The sequence below is a fragment of the Leptolyngbya sp. FACHB-261 genome (genome assembly GCF_014696065.1).
Taxonomy (GTDB): Bacteria; Cyanobacteriota; Cyanobacteriia; order FACHB-261; family FACHB-261; genus FACHB-261.
The window spans coordinates 1-19,030 of record NZ_JACJPL010000011.1 but is presented as its reverse complement, the minus strand read 5'-3'; the positions used below and the strand labels follow the sequence as shown (position 1 = coordinate 19,030).

Sequence of the window (19,030 nt, the reverse complement as noted above, 5' to 3'; positions counted from 1 at the left end):
TGAAGCGAGTCGTGAGCTCAGGCAACAGGGGAAGATGGTCCTTTGGGCAACCCGTTCACGATCAAATTGCTTAAAACGGCTGCTTCTCGTGGGGGTATGGCCGTAAAGCGAACGTAAAAACCGTTGTCATCAGTTGATTGACAAATAACTTTGGCGTAGATATTGCCGACTTCCTCACCATCTAATCCAAGCAGCAAGTTGATTTTGAGATCGCTCAAAGTATGAATGCTCTGAGCCGAGTTGATTTTGGCCCCTCGAATTGACAACTCAGTTACGTAGGCGTTGACTACAGCTCCTAAGAGCCGTTTTTCTTCGAGAACCGTGTATTGGATGGGAAACTTCTGCGGTAAGGTGCAGAGCGTCTCTGTCAAGGAGGGCAGAAAAAGGTTGTATTTGCCACCAATGCCACCCAAGTCATAGACCGTAATTGGCCCAGTTGAGCCTTTAGGTTCGACCTGCATCGATTGATTGATGGTTAAGAGTGGCGCGATCTCTTGGAAGGTAAATTCTGAGAGCAGAATTTGACCGCCAACCGTATAGGCCTCAATGCGAGCTGTGAGATTCACACAACTGCCTACGACCGCATATTTAGCTCGCTTTTGCGAGCCGATATTACCTACCACGACTTCGCCAGTATTGATGCCAATGCCCATTTCTACTTTGGGCAGCTTCAATTTTTCATTCTGAGTATTCACTTTGTCGATCGCTAATTGCATTGCAACCGCACAAGCAACCGCTCTAGCAGCATCATCTTCACGCTGGGTCGGCGCACCAAAAATGACTAAAATTCCATCGCCAATGATCTCGTCGATAATGCCGTTGTAATGCATGATCACATCCACCATGCTCTCCAAATAGATGTTGAGCATGGCGACGACCTGCTCCGGCGGCAAGCGTTCTGCCAGAGAGGAAAAGCCCCTCAAGTCAGACATCAGAATCGTGACCTTTTTGCGTTCACCACCAAGGCTCCAGCCTTCAGGAGCTTCTAGTAGGGTAGCAACGACTTCGTCTGACAAATAGCGGCCAAAAGTTTTGCGAACTTCAGCAGCAGTTCTTGCCATTAAGCCAATGGCAATGGTTGCCGAGCCGACCAAAGCAATTGCTGGCGGTATCACCGGCAACCACCAACCCTGCAAAAAAGCTAAATAGCCACCCCCCAACAGACTACCCTCTGCAATCAAAATACCAACTGCTGTTTTGGCTAGTTGCAGGGATGTGCTTCTGTTTCTAGCTAAACGCCATTGCCAACTTAGAGCGGCGCCAAAAATCGACCAGCCCAAAATCCAAAGCCACTCCAAAGGCTCATGCCAAGTTCTCATCAAGGGTCGCTGGCCTAAGGCAGAATTGACCAACTGACTGGCTAGATTGGCATGGACCTCCACACCGTCCATCATCCGAGGAGAACCGGTCAAGGGGCTGGTATAAGACGTTTGCGCAACATCCCTAAGGCTCTCTGCAACCGTGCCCACTAAAACGATGCGACCTCGAAATAGATTGGGTGGGACTCGATCCTCCAGGACATCGCTCATTGAGACTGTGCGAAAACTCCGGCGCGGCCCGCGCAAATTGAGCAAAATTTGATAGCCTTCAGCACTCGTGCGAACATAACCGCCATCATCGGCAGCAAAGGGCACAAACACAGCTTCACCCAACTGTAAATGCTGTGGATTTGTCGCTGCTGGACGTGGCCTGACATTTTTTGTTTCTAGATAAATCTGGGCCAATCTCAGGCCCAAACCAGTGGCAATGGTTTGATCTTTTTTAGTCAGATACAGCAAGCCCCGACGCACTTTGCCATCAGCATCAACTACCATATCGGCAGCGCTGACTTGACCGCGCTCTGCCAACTCTCGCGGCGCTGCAACTGCTGTGACTTCTCGACGAGTCCCGCCAACAACTTTCTCAACGCCAATTAAATTTGGCGTTGAGGCGAACACTTTTACTAACTTCTGATGCCCTGGATTAACCGGCAAATCTCGGTAGAGATCTAAACCAATCACACTCGGTTTTTGTTGCTTCAGTTTTTCCAGCAGCTGAGCTAGCACCTCATCGGAAACAGGCCAATGCCTGATTTTTTGTAGGTCAGCCTCATCGATTCCTACAATCACAATCTGAGGATCAGGCAGTTCCGGAGGACGCCAGCGGAAGAATTGGTCGAAGGCAGCCAATTCCCAAAACTGGAGCCAGCCGGTTAGGCGTAGCGCAATTAGCAGCCCTGCCATACTGGGAGCCACAACCCAGACTCCCCGCCATCGCCAGGCTTTCTGTCTTAGCTTTGCCCACATTGGCGTTGTCGTGAAGTTCTAGAATCTTAGAGCTAATTTCCCAGCAGAATAGACAGCGCCCGATAAGCCCAATAATAGGGCTGGCTGTACTGGCGGTTTGGAGCAATGCCAGTAGAACACGGCACCGGGCCTCAGCCTTCGTGTCTGGCTAGGCCAATATCTGATAGGACCAGCCATCAGGGCTGCCGCTGACTGATCATTATCATTCACCAACTGCAGGGTTGCAAGGGCACTGCCAATGCCTGAGGATGCGGAGACAGCACAGCCTCAACAATCTTGGTTAGGAGCCGGATTTCTGGATGTCATCGCCTCAACAGCTGCGGCCTTCTAAAGCTGCCTTCTAAAAGCGGAGACCCTCTTAGTTCTAAATAAGAAAGTTTATTGGGGAGTGCCCGCAATACCAATACCAGAGCTGACGAAGGCCAAAGCTAAACTGGTTGAGTCTGTACAGGTGTCTACTGACTTGTACAGAGGCCGAAGAATTCAGCGCTCTGAGCAAGCTTCGACACTAAGTGTCGAAGCTTGCTCACTTTGGGCCAACACTTCGGGCTGATTGAACAAGCATGCATAAGAAGTGTTTGAGGCTTTCAGAGATAGGCATAAACAAATCCTATAAAGCAACCAACATCCGAAGCATTTGCTAGAAGGGACTCCAGTTGAGCGAGAAGTAAAGCCCCTGTTCTTGCAGCGTTCGGTTTGGCGAATCTACTGAGATCAAAGGAATTCCCCAGTCAAAGCGAGCGGTCAGGCGATCGCCCATCTGCCAGCGCAGGCCTAGACCGACCGAGACCAGTGTTTGCTGCTCTGGATTGGGTTGACCGGAGAGGTTCCAACCTGTCCCCACATCCACAAACGGCGCCACCTGCAAAAGACCTTCAATCTCTGGTACCCGTAGCACGGGCAACCGCACTTCCGCTGAAGCAAATAGGCCATTATCGGTCAGCAACTCATCTTGGCGATAGCCCCGCACGCTGTCCTGGCCCCCAAGGCCAAACTGCTCCAAGGGCACCAGCGTCCGACCTGCGAATTGTAAGTCGCCGCGCAGTAAAAGTAGCGTATCTGGTGCCAGCAGGCGCACCCACTGCCCCTGCCCACGCCAGGAAAAGAAACGGCTGTCAGGCGGGTCTGGCCGGATCGTTGCATCCAGCACATCCAAGCCAAGACTAAACTGCGAACGAAACGCCAACACATACCGGCTACTACGCTGGGTCCACTCCTGAAAGAAGCGCAAGGCCGAAACCCGTGTGCGTCCCTTCTCGTCGGCCCCCGGCGAGATCGGGAAGGGACCAATGTCATTCAGCGAAACTTCAGTGGCAGTCTCCTGCCGCGAGGCTGTGATGCCCAGTGCAACTTCCTCAGTCGGAGTCTGCAGAATTGGATGGCGCAGGCTGAACTCGTAGACGTCAAAACGGGAAATTATCCCCAGCGCATTGAAAGGCTCCTCGATCACATCGTTGTCGCCATGGCTGTAGCGCAGGCTGAAAGTTGTGTTGCGAGGGCTAAGGGGCAGCGTGTAGCTAACATCCACCGCATCGCTGCCTTCAGTCAGCGTGTAAGCAGCACTGATCCTGTCCCCCAAGCCCAGTAGATTGCCTTCATCAAACTGAACGCGGCCTCGGAGCGTGCCCACACTCGGTGAGCGGCCATTATCCACCCCGAATTGAGTATTGAACGAGTCGGCCTCGCTCACCCGAACTTCTAGTAAGTTGTTGCCTGGGCGCGTACTGGCAGATAATTCCGCTGATAGGTTGGCAATTAGGGGGTCCAGTTGCAAGACCTGCAAGGCCTCAAGCAAGCGGTTGCGGTTGAGGGGAGCTTTAGCAGCGAGAGCCAGGCGGCTGCGGACATAGTTTGGGTTCAGGCGGGTCGTACCACTGACGGTGATTGATTCAACGCTGCCCTCAATCACCTGTATGGTCACCACACCATCGCGGATCATTTGCTCCGCCGGAATGTAAGCGCCAGAGGTGATGTAGCCTTGGTCAATGTAAAACTGGGTGATTGCAGAGCGGGCTTGCAGCAACTCCGAAAATGCAATGGGGCGATTGGTAAAGGGAGCAGTGATCGCAGCCAACTGCTCAGCACTGAAGACGGTACTGCCAACCACGCGAATCTCACGAACCACAATCCTCTCGGGCACAGGACCAGAAGGTGGCTCAGACAATTCCGGTGCACCAGGCTGGAGCGGCAGTAGTTCGGCAGGTGGGGGTAGGGGTTCAGGCGGGGGTGGCTCGGGCAAAGCCGGAGCCGGAGCCGGAAAAACGTCCTGAGGTCGAGGCAGATTGAATTGACGAGGACGTTCCTGAGGTTGGGGCAGATCCAATTGAGGAGGACGTTGCGCGTATGCGGGTTCGGACAGCAGAGACCCAGCTAGAGCGCCGACACTAATCAAGAGCCAAGACCGAGCTAGGCTGCAGGCACGGGGGCAGTGCATGACAGGTTATCAACCTCCTCTGAAGTCCACTAGAGCCCACGCTTGGGTGGCAACAGCGCAGGTAAAACCCAATTAAACACGGGTTGGGTCCCCTCCTCCGCACTGAGGAGCCAAAAGGCTCGCTAAAGTCAGGTATTCAAGACAAATTCAGTGCCCCTGCTAGGCACACCTACTAGTCCTAATACCAATTTTCTAAATGAGCGCTACTAATCAAACCCCACCGCCTATGGCACCTCCCCTTGCTAAGGGGAGGTCGGGAGGGGTCAATGTATAGCGCTTAAAAAGTGAGTTGGTATAACAGTTTGGTTTGCTGATCCTTCAATCTGCTTTCGTACCAACTTTGGTATCAACGCGGCCCTGAGAGGAGCGGCGCGTCCGTTAAGATTCCTAAGTTGGCAGCCTGCAAAAGCCTATTCCAGGCTGCCGCCAAGCTTGAGTCTTGTGGGCTGGTACGTCGCAGCTCCGCCAAGATGGCTAGCGCATCACTCCAAAAACCGGCCTGGGCATAGCGGTCTGAGCGTTCCTTGGGAGCAGCCTGTCTCAGTTCACCCAACCAAGCCGGACTAGGCACCACCCGTCGCACCCAGGCACTCACAAAAACATCCTCCAGCCGATTTTCGGGTTGGCAAATCAGCGAGAAGTACCACCGGTAATCTTTGTTAACTTCTAAACTTGGGCTGTTGGCAGGCAAGCTGAAACTCATGACACCAGGCTGGCTGGGCAGGGAAAGTATGGTCCGGTAAACTTCATCGCCACTGTCATCTTTCAGCACGAACTCTGCCGTTTGAGCCTGGGTGGAAGGCACATACAGGAAGAAGCTGGGACGGGCCAAGGTAGTTAGGCCAGGTCTATCAGCCGCAACCAAGGCAGTTAAAGGCTTATCGCCGCTCACGCAGGAGCTACGAGTTGCGCCTCCCGATGTGCTCGGTGGTGCACCACGGTCGGGAGGATAGTAAGTTTGAGCCACCTGCCAGGACTGTTTCTCTGAAGCTAGCTCCGTCCCCCTAGGTAACAAGGTGGGAGAACTAGCCATCAGCACTAAGTTGAGAGAAGCGATAAGAGTGTTAAACATTGTTCTCTATTAATCATTTCTTGCAAAAGGTAATTAATCCAGGTTGTGACCCACCCATTGCCCTACGCAAGTAGCGCAATCGCAGTTTATACCAGCTAAGCAGCTAGGTCAGTTTCAGTTTGCTAGCCATAGCTTCTTGGTCTCAAGCCTGTTGACCCTAAGTGTCTCTGGGTATTTCTCGACTACGTCGAGAGCCCCAGCCTTGTCGATCGAGTTCGCCTGGAGACCCGCCAAGTCCTAATATTTTGACAAGTAACTATTTAACTTTCCACGGCCCCCAGAGTCTTTAAGGCTGCCTTCTGCAGTGCTGTTAGACCCGTGACACCAGTAATATTCATGCCAGTGTAGGGCCGCTCAGGATTGAGCACTTTCAGGCACTGCCCCGTCTGAGAGTTCCAAAGCTTGAGCGCTCCATTGTGGCTGCCACTAACCAGTAAGCTGCCAAGCATTGGTTCTGTAGATCTGTTGCTGGCTCCGTCTCTGGTTCCAGAACTAGAATCTTCGCCCTTTACTTTTGCACCCTTTCGAGACACTTGCAGCTTGGCAGGTTGGAAAGCAATGGACGAGCGGACTGGATTGTTCAGCCTCTCTAACACGCTGAGGCACTGGCCACTGCTGACCTCCCAGAGGCGAATCGTTTGGTCCAAGCTGATGCTCGCCAGCTGTCGGCCTTCTGAGTCAAAGGCGATAGACCAGACTGTATTTTCATGCCCATGAAAAACTTGCAGGCATTGGCCACTGCTCACGTCCCACAGACGAATCGTCTGGTCGCCACTGCTACTAGCTAGGGTGCGACCATCGGGGCTAAAACGAACGGCCTGAACTCGACTGGCATGTCCCTGCAAAGTGCTCAGGCATTGGCCACTGCTCACGTCCCACAGACGAATCGTTTGATCCTCACTGCCGCTTGCTAATAGCTGGTCGTTGGGACTGAAGGCAACCGACCAAACCCAATTGCTGTGCCCCCTCAAGATGCTGAGACACTCGCCACTACTCACGTCCCATAAACGTAGGGTTTGATCGTCGCCACCACTGACGAGCAAGTGCCCATCCGGGCTGAAGCGGACCGACTGGATCCAACCTGAGTGCCCGTCCAGAGTGTGGAGGCAGCGCCCACTGCTCACGTCCCACAGGCGAATCGTTTGGTCGGCGCTGCTGCTGGCTAGTAGATGTCCCTCTGGATGAAAAGCGACGCATAGCACCCAGCCGTTGTGTCCCTCCAGGGTTTTTAGGCACTGCCCGGTGCCAACTTCCCAGAGCCGCACCGTCTGATCAGTGCTGCCGCTAGCCAGTCTGTCGCCTTCGGGATGAAACACAACCGAGTAGACAGAATTGGTATAGCCTCGGAGCGTTCTTAGACAGCGACCGCTGTCGAAATCCCAGAGCCTTGCCGTCTGGTCACTGCTGCCGCTGGCGAGGGTGCTGCCATCGACATTGAAAGCCACTGAAAAGACAGGATCGGTGTGCCCACGCAGGGTGCTGAAACATTCCCCCGTGCTGACCTCCCAGAGCTTAATCGCCTGGTCATCACTGGAACTGGCGAGGATATGTCCCTCGGCGTGGAAGGCAACAGAGCGTACCCGATCAGTATGCCCCTCCAGAGTGCCCAGGCATTGCCCTGTTGTGACTTCCCATAAGCGGATCGTGTCGTCGGCACTGCCACTAGCTAAGGTCGAGCCATCTGGACTGAATGTGACTGACCAAATTCGGTCAGTATGTCCTTCCAGAGTGTTGAGACAACGGCCACTACTGACCTCCCAGAGCTTCACTGAGGGCTCATCACTGCCGCTAGCCAGCGTCTGGCCATCGGGGCTGAAGGCAACTGAGAGCACCCGACCTGTATGGCCTTGGAGGGTACGCAGACAACGGCCACTGCTGACTTGCCACAGGCTCACCGAGCATTCGTCGCTGCCACTAGCTAGCGTCCGACCATCGGGGCTAAAGGCTACAGACCACACTGAACTCTGGTGCCCATGCAGGGTTTGCAGACATTGACCACTGCTGACGTCCCAAAGCCTCACGGTTTGGTCTTCGCCACAACTAGCCAGTAGCCGCCCATCGGGGCTAAAGGCTACAGACCACACCCAACCTGTGTGTTCGCCAAAGGTTGACAGTGGCTTGCCCGTTGCTACTTGCCAGACCCGGACGCCACCCTCAGCATCTCCCGTTGCTAACAGTTCGCCGTCTGGGCTGAAGGCAATCCCAAAAACAGCACCGAGAGTCCCTTTAAAAATAGATTTGCCTAGATCCGCATGCGCGAAATTGACTTGAGGCAAATTGACGCCCTGCAACGAGGCTTGCCAAACTGTGAGGTTTGAGAAGTCATAGCCCCTCAAGTCTGTGCCCAACGCCACTAGCAGATTGAGAACGTTACCCCCAACGTAGCCAGGTTGTAGAGGAGCCTGCTCCCGCTGCTGCACTAGCAATTCCTTCAGCCGTCCCTCAATTCCTCGGTGGCTGCCCAAGGCCATAAGCAGGCACTCCATCACAGGCTCAACGATCAATCGCCCTTGCATCTCGCGCACATAGTCTTTGGCCTGGGCTTTAATCAGAGCGTGAGTCCGTAAAAGCTCTAGATTCTGGGTTGTAATCTCATGGCAAATCGACTTGACTAGCCGCTCGGTGACATATTCCATCACCACGGGTTGAAGATTGAATCGGGCCGCACTCTGCTCAATTAGGGAGCGCCTTAGCAGCGAGTTCACGGCACCGAGCAGTTCTCGTCTTGAGGTTGCGCTGACCACATCCTCGCTGAGTTCTGCGACAGAGATAGGCTCCCGATTTATAGCGAACCAGTACATCACCTCCTGCTCCACTTCTGACAAGCGGTTAAACTGCCGCTCCAGCAGGTCCCGGATATCCTCAACCACCAAGACGCCTTGCTCTGCGTACTCCAGTAGCCCCGCAATTCTGCCGTCAAAGAGTTCGTGGGTTGCGGCGGCCACCAGCTTCAGCGCTAGTGGGTTGCCGCCATAGTGCTCAATCAGCTTGTTCCACTCGGCCTCTGAACCGGTAAATTGCCCCTTGTTCCGGAACAGCTCTCGTCCATCAGCGGGCTTGAGGCCAGCTAATTGCAACGACCGCACTGGTAACCGCTCGCCTTCAAGCAGGGCGATCTCGCGGGGCTTTTCTCGGCTGGTCAGCAGCACACAACTTTGGTGAGGCACCTCACCCACTCGCTTCAGCAGTTGCCCGTAGCCCTCATAACCCTCTTGCCATTGCCCTGCTTGCCTGCCACTGCCCAGAATCGTTTCGGCGTTATCCAGAATCAGCAAACAGCGAGAGGAACGCAGGCAATCCATCAGCTTGGTCACCCTGCCATCTAAGGTTTCGGGTAGGAGGGTGTCCTCTCCCTGCACCCGCATCAGAAATTGCAGCACGCTTCCCAAGAGCTCTTCTAGGGGAGGGGCGTTCTGCAACGAGCGCCAAACCACTGCCTCGAACTCTGGCTGAATTTGCAGGGCCAGTTTCACAACCAGGCTGCTTTTGCCAATGCCGCCAATGCCAAGCAGGGCTAGCAAGCGGCAGTGTTCCTCCAAAATCCATTGACGCAGCTGGATTAGTTCTTCGCTTCGGCCATAGAAGACAGACACATCCGCTGCCTCTGCCCAGTCTTGCTGGGGGTTACTTTGTCGAGCGGCCAGTTCTTCAAAGGGTGGGACAGGACGGGCACAGTCACCCTTATCCAGCTCCAGGCCAAAGGCCCGTAGAAAATACTCCAGTGATTGCTTATCAACCCCTTCCTCGCGCTTGAGGATACGGGAGACAGTGTGTAGCGAGAGTCCTGTGCGCTCCCCCAGTTGCTCAAGCGTGAAGTGCTGGCTCCAGTTGTGCTCCGCCTCAGCTTCTTGTTTAGCCTGCTGCAACTTGTGCCACCCCTGAGAAGTGAGGATGACACCACGACTGCGCTTAGGCTTAGACAGAGGCTTGAAGGTCATAAGAACACCAGCAAATTGACATGTTGGGAGCCAATTGAGGTGGAAAGGCTAAATTGGACCTTGGCTGCTCCTAATCTTACAATCTAAAATAAAAACTGGGACCGTAAACGTGTCCATCCTCACATTTAGAAACAACCTGAGCAGGATTAAGCTCAGGATTAAGTTGCTACCTCACTGGCCTTTCTTGCCTTTCCCAACATCAGCTGAGGTGGAATGCTAGAGACAGTTATGCAACAGCTGGCTCAGCTAATGGCAGGCGGGTCGGCAAGCAGTCCTAGTGTCGAAGAGAAAGCGTGAACTCCAAGATACAAAAGACATACAGTAGATAGCTTTGGTGGATTCCAACAGAAGCTTGTTGAGGTCACTCAACAACTTCAGAGGGGAACAAGTGTAAGCACTTTATTCGAGACAGACCATGTACCACACTAATTACCAGCATTGGCTGCAAAATCGCCCTTCACAGTTCCAAGGTAATCAAAGGGCTCTTGCTACGCTTTTGATCAATTTAGAAGAAACCGAAGAAGAGATTGAAGTCTTACAGAATCTGCATGCGGATTTATTATCTAGAATTGCTGAAATGCAACAAAGAATTCTTATTGAACAAGGCTGCTTTGCCAGCAGAGCCTTTAAGGTCTGATCACTGCTTAATGGGTTTAACAAAGCCTGTTAGCAAACTAGATTCTAGGCTCAGACGGAGTTCCCTGAGCCAGGTTTCTTGATTCATTAGATTCAAGGAGGACACCATGCATCCAGAAACAGGTGCCCCGCCAAGCGAGAGTGTTTGGCCGATCTGGTTGATGGCTCGAAGGCTGCTGCGCTTGGCTAAAGAGGTACTGAATAGCAGCTCTTCTGAGCTGCACATTCAACAGCAGTTGAATCAGTTTCAGCAGACTTACTGGTCTGTCTCGGATCCAGCAACGGGCTTTCAAGGTTCCTCTGGTTCAGAGGCCGAAATCGTTGCCTGGATTGAGAAACGCTACACCCACTCATCCCGCAGCCCACTCTCTAAACCAAGCCTGACCTCTAGCCTGCACAAATTAGTCATAACCAGTGGTCTATTACGCTCAGTCTGACCCTGATGGTGGAGTTTTTTCTACTCTATTGATAACTCCAAAGTTAGATGTAGAGCCGAGCTACTTCAGTAGACTGAGGGGTAATTGAGATCACTTATAACAACCATGCAAACTGAAGAAACAACCAATTCCAACTCAGTTGAATCCGCGCCTCAGCAGCACAGCAAGCCGAGTGCCGCAAGTGCCTCATTTCAATATCTAGCCAGCGTTTCTCTAGGTGTGATTGTCCTTCTCCTACTGGCTTTCGCTTACTATCGTGGCGTAGTTGGCCTGTAAGGGTTTGTTCAGCCAACCTACCCACTTGCCCAAGAACGCCTCCACCAACCCCTCAAGGTTTCGTTGAGGGGTTTTCCCTGGTCTCTTGAGTCCTGGCCTCTCGACTAAGGAGACCAGGGAAATTTGACACACTATCATCTAAAGCAAGATAGAAGCCTGGCTTGGCATTAGAATAGGCTACCGACAGACTAGTTGCTGATGGGATCAGGAACTAGCCAATAGACTGCTGAAGCTGGTTCGCCCTCAGCAACCCAACCTTGAGTTCGTCCCGTATTAACTTTCCACCAGACATAGTTACCTGCACAGGCAGGCCCTTCTAAAACCCTAAAGGTATTACCAGGCGCTAAAACGCCCACAACTCGGCCTTGGACACCTGGTTGTTGCCGAAGATTGAGATTGCCAACATGAACAGAACTCCCACTCTGGCCAACCTGTAAGCGCGGTGGCAAATAACCGGCTGAAGTTCCTCGTGAGCAGCTATTGGCGTTGTTGATGATTTGCATTTGGGTAATCAGCGTTTGCCGTCGGCTTCTACCACAGGGCTCAGTACTTTGGCAATCATTAACTGAAACTGTCCCGTAGGTCAGATTGACCCGTTTGTTTAAATAAGCGCTTTGATTAGCGCAGAGTTCAAACGTTGCCCCTACACTTTGATACGTCTGCCCACTGTCATCGACTAGCGTGACGTAACACATGAGGTCGCCATTCACCATGCGCTGCACAGTGGCAACTCTGGGACGGACAGCGGATCTAGATCTAGTTTGAGCAGTAGAAGGATTGGCAAGCAGGCCAACTGCTAGGACAGCTAATAACGAAACCGACGAAGTCAAAGCAGACCAGCAAAGCAACCTTTTCTTTGTTTCCTTTTGCTCGTTCCTGGAAGTTTGCTTAAAACTCATTTTTGATTTTTATACTCAGGCGATTAAGGGTTTTTTAGAGGCAGTGATGATATTTTATACATTATCCACCCATCACTTAGATATCAAAAAATAGGGGACATCAAAAAATAGGGCATTTGACTCTTCCAGTCATAGTTGGATGAGCCAACATACCATCAGGCAGGGCAAGATTAGCAGTCAGCCCTCAATAAGCTTGATTAAAGGGCTGAGCGAACAACACCCCCCTCGGCGCGCAGAGCTGCCCCGTTCGTAGCTGAGGACAAGGGGCTGGCAATAAAAGCGACCAATGCAGCTACTTCCTCGGGGGAAGCAAAGCGTTGGATTAAGGAAGAGGGCCTAGTAGTTTGGAAAAATTCTTTCTCAACTTGGGATTGATCCACTCCTTGAGACGTCGCTAAATCCTGCACAAAGCTGGCAACCCCCTCAGATTTGGTAGGGCCTGGTAAGACTGAATTGACCGTAACATTGCTGCCTACCGTTAACTCTGCCAGGCCACGAGACAGTGCTACTTGGGCTGTTTTGGTGACCCCATAGTGGATCATCTCAGAAGGAATATTTACTCCTGATTCACTGGAGATGAAGATGATCCGCCCCCAGTTTTTCTCCAGCATACGAGGGAGATAACGCCGGGACAGACGCACCCCGCTTAGAAAGTTGATTTCGATAATTTTGTTCCAGTCTTCGTCAGAGATTTCTGCAAACGGCTTGGCCTCGTAAATGCCTAAGTTGTTAATGAGAATATCAACTTCTGGCACTTGCTGGAACAGTTCTTCAGCACCAGATTGAGTTGAGAGGTCTGCCGCTACCCCCTGAACATTGCTGTTGGCGTTAACGCTTTTGATTTGCTCTACTGCAGCTGCAACCCGTTCCTTTGTCCTGCCATTGACGAAAACTGAGGCTCCTTCTTGTGCTAGGGCTGCAGCGATTGCCAAACCAATCCCAGCAGTGGAGCCACTGACTAAAGCGGTTTTGTTGGTGAGCTTGAGATCCATTTTTAATACCTGCCTACAAAAACTATTTACACAATTTGCATCAACAGTAGCCCAACGCCCAAACCATGCTCATTATGCTATTGGGCCTAAAATAGGGAGCTTGCTTTGATGAGGCCCTGTCGATTACCGCATCAGGCGCTGGACCAAGACCAAGATATAGCACCTACTGGATTAAGCGCAGGTAAGAGTGACAATCTAAACGATAGCTGATGACAGGAGCACATTGAGCCCAATTGAGAGCACAATCTGAAAACGCTGAGCCCCATCCCCATCGCTGATCCTTTAGGAAAAGAGGCTAGAGGGTGTAGAGCACAGCAGTTTCAGAGGGGGCAATATTCAGGCTGTCAGGAACTGGCCTCAAGAAGCTTCTCCAAGCCAAGCTCTGAGTTGACAATCTCCACAGCAACAACAGTATGTGGACTTGTGAAAGTAAGCCGCGCTTCTGGCTCCTGACAAGCAATCATCGTCTTCACATGTTCGCCTTCATCATCCCGAATGTTGACAAACACATCGTAGAGATTGTCTACTTTGGGACGACGAAATTCAGCCCGGTGCTCGGTTTGAACTTCCTCAAACATGTAGAGATCCCCATCTCGATAATAGTCAATTGCAATTTGAGGAGCCGGTTGAGTTCTCAGTTCCTCTCCATGTGCTTCGAGGTGAGCCTCATAAGTATGATAGGCGTGCTCCTCAATCAGCTCCATCATGTAGTAGGCGTATCGAGGTAAAAGTATGTAGATTGGTACAACCAACCAGTAGTATGCTACCGCCAAGTGTTGCGCCAAAAAGCGGTCAACCCAATAACGGCTCCCACCTAGTGATTCCATAATCAGCAAGTGATGCAATTCGTTCCAGGTTTCAGCAAAGTGAATTTTCAACAAATCTGCTTTGCGCCAGTAACCCAGAGTTTCGTAAAGATGGAGAACAGATAGATAGGCAAAGTAAGGAACACGGGCGATAGTTTCCAGAACATAGAAACGCTGGTAGGGGCGCTTCTGATACAAGACATCAGTGACAAATACCAGAACACCGACGACGAATCGAATCACAGCTTTCATCGGGAAACCTCGTGAGATCAAGAATAAAAAGATGCTGATGAATAAAGACTGATAAATAGGGGCTAATACGGGTTACGAATCAGGGATATAAAGCTAATGTCATACCTTCTGGGCAACTGGGCATTTATTTACTACCTTCCAGCAACACTACTACTTTCCAGCAACATATTGAGATAGGTTACAACCACCGAAATGACTCCAATCAGCATCATGGCATTGCTGCAGTAAGTTTCCTGCCATAGTTTGCATTTCTCCTCATCAGGCTGTGTGAGCTTGATGATTACACGCGACTTTTGACTGCTAGTTACTGCCCTTCTTCAGGTGTTACAGTAAGCGGCAAGTTAGCTGGAACTAAGGTGTTCCTAGGTGTAGTTGTAACGGTTGCCTATAACAGCTGCCTGTAACAGTTTCAGGGTTAGCAGAAAACATGCTCATCCCCCATTATTTGCTCGTCAAAATTCGGGCTAACTCAACCAGAGCTTGCCAGGTCTCATGACCAACCACGCCATCCACAGACTTCAAACGGCGTCTTTCTTGAAAATCTTCTACCGCATTTTCGGTGCGCAGGCCAAATTCACCATCAATGACGCCGCTATAAAAGCCGCCACCCTTCAAGACTTGCTGCACTCTCACCACCAGATTGCCCTGACTGCCTCGGGCTAAGCGAGGCTTCTGAACCAGGGAACGGGTCCGCAGCACATGCCAGGTCTGCAAACCCGCAACGCCGTCTTGAGCAAGAAGGTAGCGATACTGGACAACTCTGAGGGCACCTTCAGTGCTGAGGCCGAAAATCCCATCCGCCACAATTTGCTGCCGCTCACCTAATTCATAGTTCAAGAGCGCTTGCAATTCCCTAACTTTTGGCCCCGCAGAACCAATTTGAAGGATTGGATCGCTGATTATTCTGGCGGTATTGACCATCAGATACGCTCCTTTAAAAGAATAAATTTGATCTGAGATTGATTTGATCGCCATCAAGTCTAAGCGCAGGTGTTGCATTCCCAAGGCAACCAGTTAACAAGCCAAGTATCTAGCCTGATTCCAGTTGCGAACAGGCAAGATAAACCCAGCGAGCGATAAGTTAAGGAGCAGCCCAATTGGACAGGCTGCGACCAAAACGGCGATAGCGAGCCGTTCATACAACTGGTGGGTTTGCTGGGTCCCAACAGCAGTGACTTCTAAGTCCAGTCAATCAGGCCACGATTTCAAGTTGAATTTAGTCGAACTCATTGCCTTACAAATAGAGAAAACTTCGCACTAATAAAGATGGAGCTGTTTAGCGAATGGTTGCCAGTCCCAAAGCAAAGTCACCCTCAAGCGCGTCCATGTGGGCTCCCCTCCGCGAGCCTTTGTTCCGTGCCCTATGGATCGCTCGCTTCTTTAGCCTCCTATCTGGGCACCTGGATGCAGAACGTGGGTGGCGTGTGGCTAATGACTTCCTTAACCTCATCGTCACTCTTGGTGTCTCTCATGCAGACTGCCACTACTTTGCCAGTATTTCTAGTGGGGCTGCCAGCTGGAGCCCTAGCTGACATTGTCGATCGTCGTCGCTTGCTCCTGCTGACTCAGGGGTTAATGCTAGCGGCAGCTATGGCCTTAAGTATTTGTACTCTTCTGGGCATTGCCAATCCCTGGCTGCTGCTGGGGCTCACTTTCCTCTTGGGATTGGGAGCAGCGATGACGGGTCCGGCCTGGCAAGCGATCACTCCCGAACTTGTAGGTCGGTCCCAGTTGTCGCAGGCAATTGCGCTAAACAGCATAGGCTTCAGCCTGTCACGGGCTGTGGGACCAGCCATAGGCGGTTTGGTGGTAGCAGCAGCTGGTCCAGGAGCTGTGTTTTTGCTGAATGCCCTTTCTTTTGTAGGGGTGATGGTGGTGCTCTACACTTGGCGTCGCCCTCGCACTCACAGCCTGTTACCCCCTGAGCACATTGGCGAAGCCATTGAGGCTGGGCTGCGCTACACCCACTATGCCCCTAGTCTTCAGGCAGTGCTGGTACATGTGGGCGCATTCATTGCTTGTGGTAGTGCGCTGTGGGCATTACTGCCGCTGATTGCCCGCCAAGAGCTGGGGCTGGAAGCTCTGGGGTACGGCGTTTTGTTAGGGTGTCTGGGCGTAGGCGCGGTCGTGGGCGGAGTTCTGCTGCCAACGTTTCAGCGCTGGCTGTCGATGGATCGCCTTGCAATCGCCATGACCCTGGTCTTTGCTCTGGCAACCTTGGCACTGGCCTATATCCGCAGTTTGCCTTGGCTCTATCTAGCGTTGACTGTTGGTGGCCTAGCCTGGCCAGTACTACTGTCGAGCTTGACCGTTAGTGTCCAAACGGTAGTGCCAGCCTGGGTGCAAGCGCGAGCTCTGGCAGTTTACGGACTGGTGTTTCAGGGTGGGCTTGCCCTGGGCAGTGCTCTGTGGGGCATCGTCGCCGAGCGAACCGGCAGCCCTACAGCCTTAATGTATGCAGCAGTGGGATTAGTGGTCGGAGGCTTGGCGACCACCCGTTGGCACTTGAATGCCAACCAAGACCTGGATCTGAGCCCATCTTTGCACTGGTCTGAGCCAACTACCGTAATGGAGCTAGCGCCAGAGGATGGCCCTGTGTTGATCACAGTTGAGTATCAGATTGAGCCGGAGCACTCCCAAGAGTTTGTGCAAGCGATGCAACAAGTCGGGCTTTCACGCCGCCGAGACGGGGCAATTCGCTGGGGACTATATCGCGATCCTGCCAATCCCAGCCGTCACGTCGAAACTTTTGTCGTGAAGTCTTGGGCAGAACACCTACGTCAGCACGAACGAGTCACAGTTGCCGATCGATTAGCAGAGGAGCAGGCTCGTGCGTTCCATATCGGGAAGGAGAGTCCTATCGTGCTTCATCTGATCTATGCTCATCCTAAGCAGGACTTGCAGTCGTGAGTAGTTTAAAGAAACTAAGAAAACAGGACTTCTCTACTTTGAGGGTTTAGCTAGCGACAACCAAGGCTGAGCTTTATTAGGATTAAGACCAGCAGGGAAAACAAAAACTTCTGCTCCTGATAGTCGAGTTCTATTGCTTAGCTCAATACCTAGTTTCAAAGTGCCATTGACAATTGGCAACCATTGACCCTTATCACTGTAGGAGTAAACGGTTACTGAATTCATCTTGGCTTCTGCTGATGGCAATAGATTAGCAAAAGCTTGTTTGCTCGTTCCGTTTACTAATTTCAAAGCTGAGCCCGGTACAGCCAGTAAGGGGGGTACTGGATAGGCGAAGAAACGTTTTCGGAGCTTTAAGGTCATCAACAGCACTCAGTGGAAATCAGTAGGGCAGTAGTCAAAATTTATGCTTACCTCTGAGCCTACCATTGTTGACAGCTGGTTTTTGAAGCGTAGGGACTACGGTGATTTCCGTGTCTGCTACTGTATTATTCATCACCTAATACTGTAACAAAACAATACGCCAATTGGCGCTTGAAAGCCGAAAACTCGAAGCTTACGGTGATTCTGACGCAATTAAGCGGAAGCTGCTGGCTAGTACTCAGGGATACTGGTGGAAGAGATAGACCTGCTGAAAAATGAAATTCAAGCCATTCAAGAGAGAATTAAGGAACTGAAGACAAAGCAACAAGTTATCGTTCAAGAATCCTGGTCACCCGAGGCCGAAGTAGCAGAACCTGATGAAGCCTCAGAAGATAGCTTCTTTAATGCTTTAAACCAATTTGCTCAGCGCGAAGCTACACGCTCAGCAATAGAGTCTCTCGAGTCTTGTCTACAGCAAAAACAGACGAAGCTAACTCGAGCTCTTAAATACTCGTTGGTCAAGCACTCAGAGCAGATAAAAGCGTTGAAAGACTACCTAAAACTGAAGCAAGTTGAGCTAGCTGAGGAGCCTGTTCTAACTCGGAGAAAGATTTTAGAACGGTACCTAGCAGAGGGCTTCAAACGGGCGCAGTTATTAGAGTTCTATCTGAGAAAAAATCAGAAACAGCTCTTAAATTGCCAAGCTCCGATTGATGTGAAGCTGGATGATTATCAGCAGTGGCGATAGAGTTAGACAGGCGGAAGTCTGGTATCCTAAAACTTAGCTTCCACAGGCCAGAGCACGTTGTTGTAAGCTGAGCCTAAATCAAGCGCTGAATATTCGCGTATCTGATACTGGGTTTTCCCTCACACATAAATACAAAAAGGCTCTTCTCTTAACTCTAACCAGTGCTAAAACTGGGGGAAGCTGGGGGTAACCCTTTAGCTGATTCAGTTATCAACACTACTAACTGAGCTTAGTGCTAGGAAGTAATGGAAGATATTAACCTGGTGACGAGGGAAATTCAGGCTATTGAGGAGATGATCAAGGAATTAAGGACAAAGCAGACGTCGAGGCGTCAGAAGCCTCTAGTTTCTATCGGTCGTTCAACAGCCTCAGGGACAGCACAGAGGGCAGCCTACCTTAAGTCACTGCAATCTACTCAAAGTGAGTTTAACAGTATAGCGATGGAATTGCTGGAGTCTTGCCTGCGACAAAAGCGGACAAAGCTGATTCAGTCCCTCAAACACTCTTTAACGGAACATTCTAAGCAATTAGAAGCGGTACAAGACTACTTGAGCTTAAAGCAAGCTGAACTCGCTGAGGCACAAAACGATATTCAAAAGCAGGCTCTAGAGAGTTATATTGCCGAGGGATTTAAACGAATAAAGTTACTAAAATCGGATTTAAAAAAGCATCAAGCGCAACTTGCTGACCTGCAAGCCATAGCCGATATAGAAGCGATCTATCAGCGAGCAGCAGCGATTTTCCTGAGCTTCGAACAGTCTCAAAGTGAAGTTTAGATAGAGCTGTCCGTATTTAGGCTCCACTGCTAGTAATGGCCAAATCTACCGACTCAAGCATTCGGTTCTATCTTTAGGGGGAGCGACATTAGATATAGCCCTACGCACGCACGTTAGGACGCTATTCTAGAGAGAGAAGCATTGAGATACACCCATGCCTGCGCCTTACAGTTATGACCTACGCACCAAAGCGATCGAAGCCGTTA

General features: G+C 51.3%; 14 protein-coding genes. 5 read left to right on the top strand and 9 right to left on the bottom strand.

Going from position 1 to position 19,030, the window contains the following annotated elements:
• Positions 1-17: 17 nt before the first annotated feature.
• The 4 genes from H6F94_RS04815 to H6F94_RS04800 all read right to left on the bottom strand — a co-directional run bounded on the left by H6F94_RS04815 (position 18) and on the right by H6F94_RS04800 (position 9,729).
• Positions 18-2,285, bottom strand: a complete 2,268-nt coding sequence (locus H6F94_RS04815; protein ID WP_190801102.1) for a CHASE2 domain-containing protein — start codon at positions 2,283-2,285, stop codon at positions 18-20.
• 640 nt (positions 2,286-2,925) lie between these two features.
• On the bottom strand, positions 2,926-4,719 hold the full coding sequence (locus H6F94_RS04810) for a ShlB/FhaC/HecB family hemolysin secretion/activation protein (RefSeq protein ID WP_190801101.1): 1,794 nt from the start codon (positions 4,717-4,719) through the stop codon (positions 2,926-2,928).
• Positions 4,720-5,065: 346 nt separating this feature from the next.
• On the bottom strand, positions 5,066-5,791 hold the full coding sequence (locus H6F94_RS04805; protein WP_190801100.1) for a DUF928 domain-containing protein: 726 nt from the start codon (positions 5,789-5,791) through the stop codon (positions 5,066-5,068).
• Positions 5,792-6,051: 260 nt separating this feature from the next.
• A complete protein-coding gene (locus H6F94_RS04800) occupies positions 6,052-9,729 on the bottom strand; it encodes a WD40 domain-containing protein (protein WP_190801099.1) in 3,678 nt (1,225 codons plus the stop codon).
• A 415-nt stretch (positions 9,730-10,144) separates the two neighbouring features.
• On the opposite strand from H6F94_RS04800, the gene H6F94_RS04795 reads away from it, so the two are divergent.
• From H6F94_RS04795 to H6F94_RS04785, 3 genes are all read left to right on the top strand, one after another.
• On the top strand, positions 10,145-10,366 hold the full coding sequence (locus H6F94_RS04795) for a hypothetical protein (RefSeq protein ID WP_190801098.1): 222 nt from the start codon (positions 10,145-10,147) through the stop codon (positions 10,364-10,366).
• Between the two features lie 106 nt (positions 10,367-10,472).
• Positions 10,473-10,802 (top strand): hypothetical protein, encoded by a 330-nt coding sequence (locus tag H6F94_RS04790; RefSeq protein ID WP_190801097.1) that lies wholly within the window; start codon positions 10,473-10,475, stop codon positions 10,800-10,802.
• Positions 10,803-10,907: 105 nt separating this feature from the next.
• Positions 10,908-11,078: a hypothetical protein gene (locus H6F94_RS04785; RefSeq protein WP_190801096.1), complete on the top strand. Its 171-nt coding sequence runs from the start codon at positions 10,908-10,910 to the stop codon at positions 11,076-11,078.
• Positions 11,079-11,266: 188 nt separating this feature from the next.
• Here H6F94_RS04785 and H6F94_RS04780 read toward each other — a convergent pair whose 3' ends face one another.
• The 4 genes from H6F94_RS04780 to H6F94_RS04765 all read right to left on the bottom strand — a co-directional run bounded on the left by H6F94_RS04780 (position 11,267) and on the right by H6F94_RS04765 (position 14,948).
• Positions 11,267-11,908, bottom strand: a complete 642-nt coding sequence (locus H6F94_RS04780) for an SH3 domain-containing protein (protein WP_190801095.1) — start codon at positions 11,906-11,908, stop codon at positions 11,267-11,269.
• Positions 11,909-12,174: 266 nt separating this feature from the next.
• Positions 12,175-12,969 carry an SDR family NAD(P)-dependent oxidoreductase gene (locus tag H6F94_RS04775; protein ID WP_190801094.1) on the bottom strand — a complete coding sequence of 265 codons (795 nt, stop codon included), beginning with the start codon at positions 12,967-12,969 and terminating at the stop codon, positions 12,175-12,177.
• A gap of 344 nt (positions 12,970-13,313) precedes the next feature.
• Positions 13,314-14,027, bottom strand: coding sequence for an alternative oxidase (locus tag H6F94_RS04770; protein WP_199320217.1), 714 nt, complete (start codon positions 14,025-14,027; stop codon positions 13,314-13,316).
• Positions 14,028-14,468: 441 nt separating this feature from the next.
• Positions 14,469-14,948 carry a peptidoglycan-binding domain-containing protein gene (locus H6F94_RS04765; RefSeq protein ID WP_190801093.1) on the bottom strand — a complete coding sequence of 160 codons (480 nt, stop codon included), beginning with the start codon at positions 14,946-14,948 and terminating at the stop codon, positions 14,469-14,471.
• A 345-nt stretch (positions 14,949-15,293) separates the two neighbouring features.
• Here H6F94_RS04765 and H6F94_RS04760 point away from each other — a divergent pair, with 345 nt between their 5' ends.
• Entirely contained in the window at positions 15,294-16,937 is a 1,644-nt protein-coding gene (locus H6F94_RS04760; protein ID WP_277877991.1) for an MFS transporter, read from the top strand.
• A 33-nt stretch (positions 16,938-16,970) separates the two neighbouring features.
• Here H6F94_RS04760 and H6F94_RS04755 read toward each other — a convergent pair whose 3' ends face one another.
• Complete coding sequence (locus tag H6F94_RS04755) at positions 16,971-17,300, bottom strand: hypothetical protein (RefSeq protein WP_190801092.1); 330 nt, start codon at positions 17,298-17,300, stop codon at positions 16,971-16,973.
• A gap of 993 nt (positions 17,301-18,293) precedes the next feature.
• Here H6F94_RS04755 and H6F94_RS04750 point away from each other — a divergent pair.
• Positions 18,294-18,824 (top strand): hypothetical protein, encoded by a 531-nt coding sequence (locus H6F94_RS04750; RefSeq protein WP_190801091.1) that lies wholly within the window; start codon positions 18,294-18,296, stop codon positions 18,822-18,824.
• The last annotated feature ends 206 nt before the right edge of the window (positions 18,825-19,030 follow it).

Excerpts from the sequence above, each read along its gene's own strand:
- H6F94_RS04815 (WP_190801102.1), bottom strand. The coding sequence starts at position 2,285 with ATGTGGGCAAAGCTAAGACAGAAAGCCTGGCGATGGCGGGGAGTCTGG.
- H6F94_RS04775 (WP_190801094.1), bottom strand. The coding sequence starts at position 12,969 with ATGGATCTCAAGCTCACCAACAAAACCGCTTTAGTCAGTGGCTCCACT.
- H6F94_RS04750 (WP_190801091.1), top strand. The coding sequence starts at position 18,294 with ATGGAAGATATTAACCTGGTGACGAGGGAAATTCAGGCTATTGAGGAG.
- H6F94_RS04800 (WP_190801099.1), bottom strand. The coding sequence starts at position 9,729 with ATGACCTTCAAGCCTCTGTCTAAGCCTAAGCGCAGTCGTGGTGTCATC.
- H6F94_RS04785 (WP_190801096.1), top strand. The coding sequence starts at position 10,908 with ATGCAAACTGAAGAAACAACCAATTCCAACTCAGTTGAATCCGCGCCT.
- H6F94_RS04810 (WP_190801101.1), bottom strand. The coding sequence starts at position 4,719 with ATGCACTGCCCCCGTGCCTGCAGCCTAGCTCGGTCTTGGCTCTTGATT.
- H6F94_RS04765 (WP_190801093.1), bottom strand. The coding sequence starts at position 14,948 with ATGGTCAATACCGCCAGAATAATCAGCGATCCAATCCTTCAAATTGGT.
- H6F94_RS04770 (WP_199320217.1), bottom strand. The coding sequence starts at position 14,027 with ATGAAAGCTGTGATTCGATTCGTCGTCGGTGTTCTGGTATTTGTCACT.
- H6F94_RS04790 (WP_190801097.1), top strand. The coding sequence starts at position 10,473 with ATGCATCCAGAAACAGGTGCCCCGCCAAGCGAGAGTGTTTGGCCGATC.
- H6F94_RS04795 (WP_190801098.1), top strand. The coding sequence starts at position 10,145 with ATGTACCACACTAATTACCAGCATTGGCTGCAAAATCGCCCTTCACAG.
- H6F94_RS04760 (WP_277877991.1), top strand. The coding sequence starts at position 15,294 with ATGGAGCTGTTTAGCGAATGGTTGCCAGTCCCAAAGCAAAGTCACCCT.
- H6F94_RS04755 (WP_190801092.1), bottom strand. The coding sequence starts at position 17,300 with ATGACCTTAAAGCTCCGAAAACGTTTCTTCGCCTATCCAGTACCCCCC.
- H6F94_RS04805 (WP_190801100.1), bottom strand. The coding sequence starts at position 5,791 with ATGTTTAACACTCTTATCGCTTCTCTCAACTTAGTGCTGATGGCTAGT.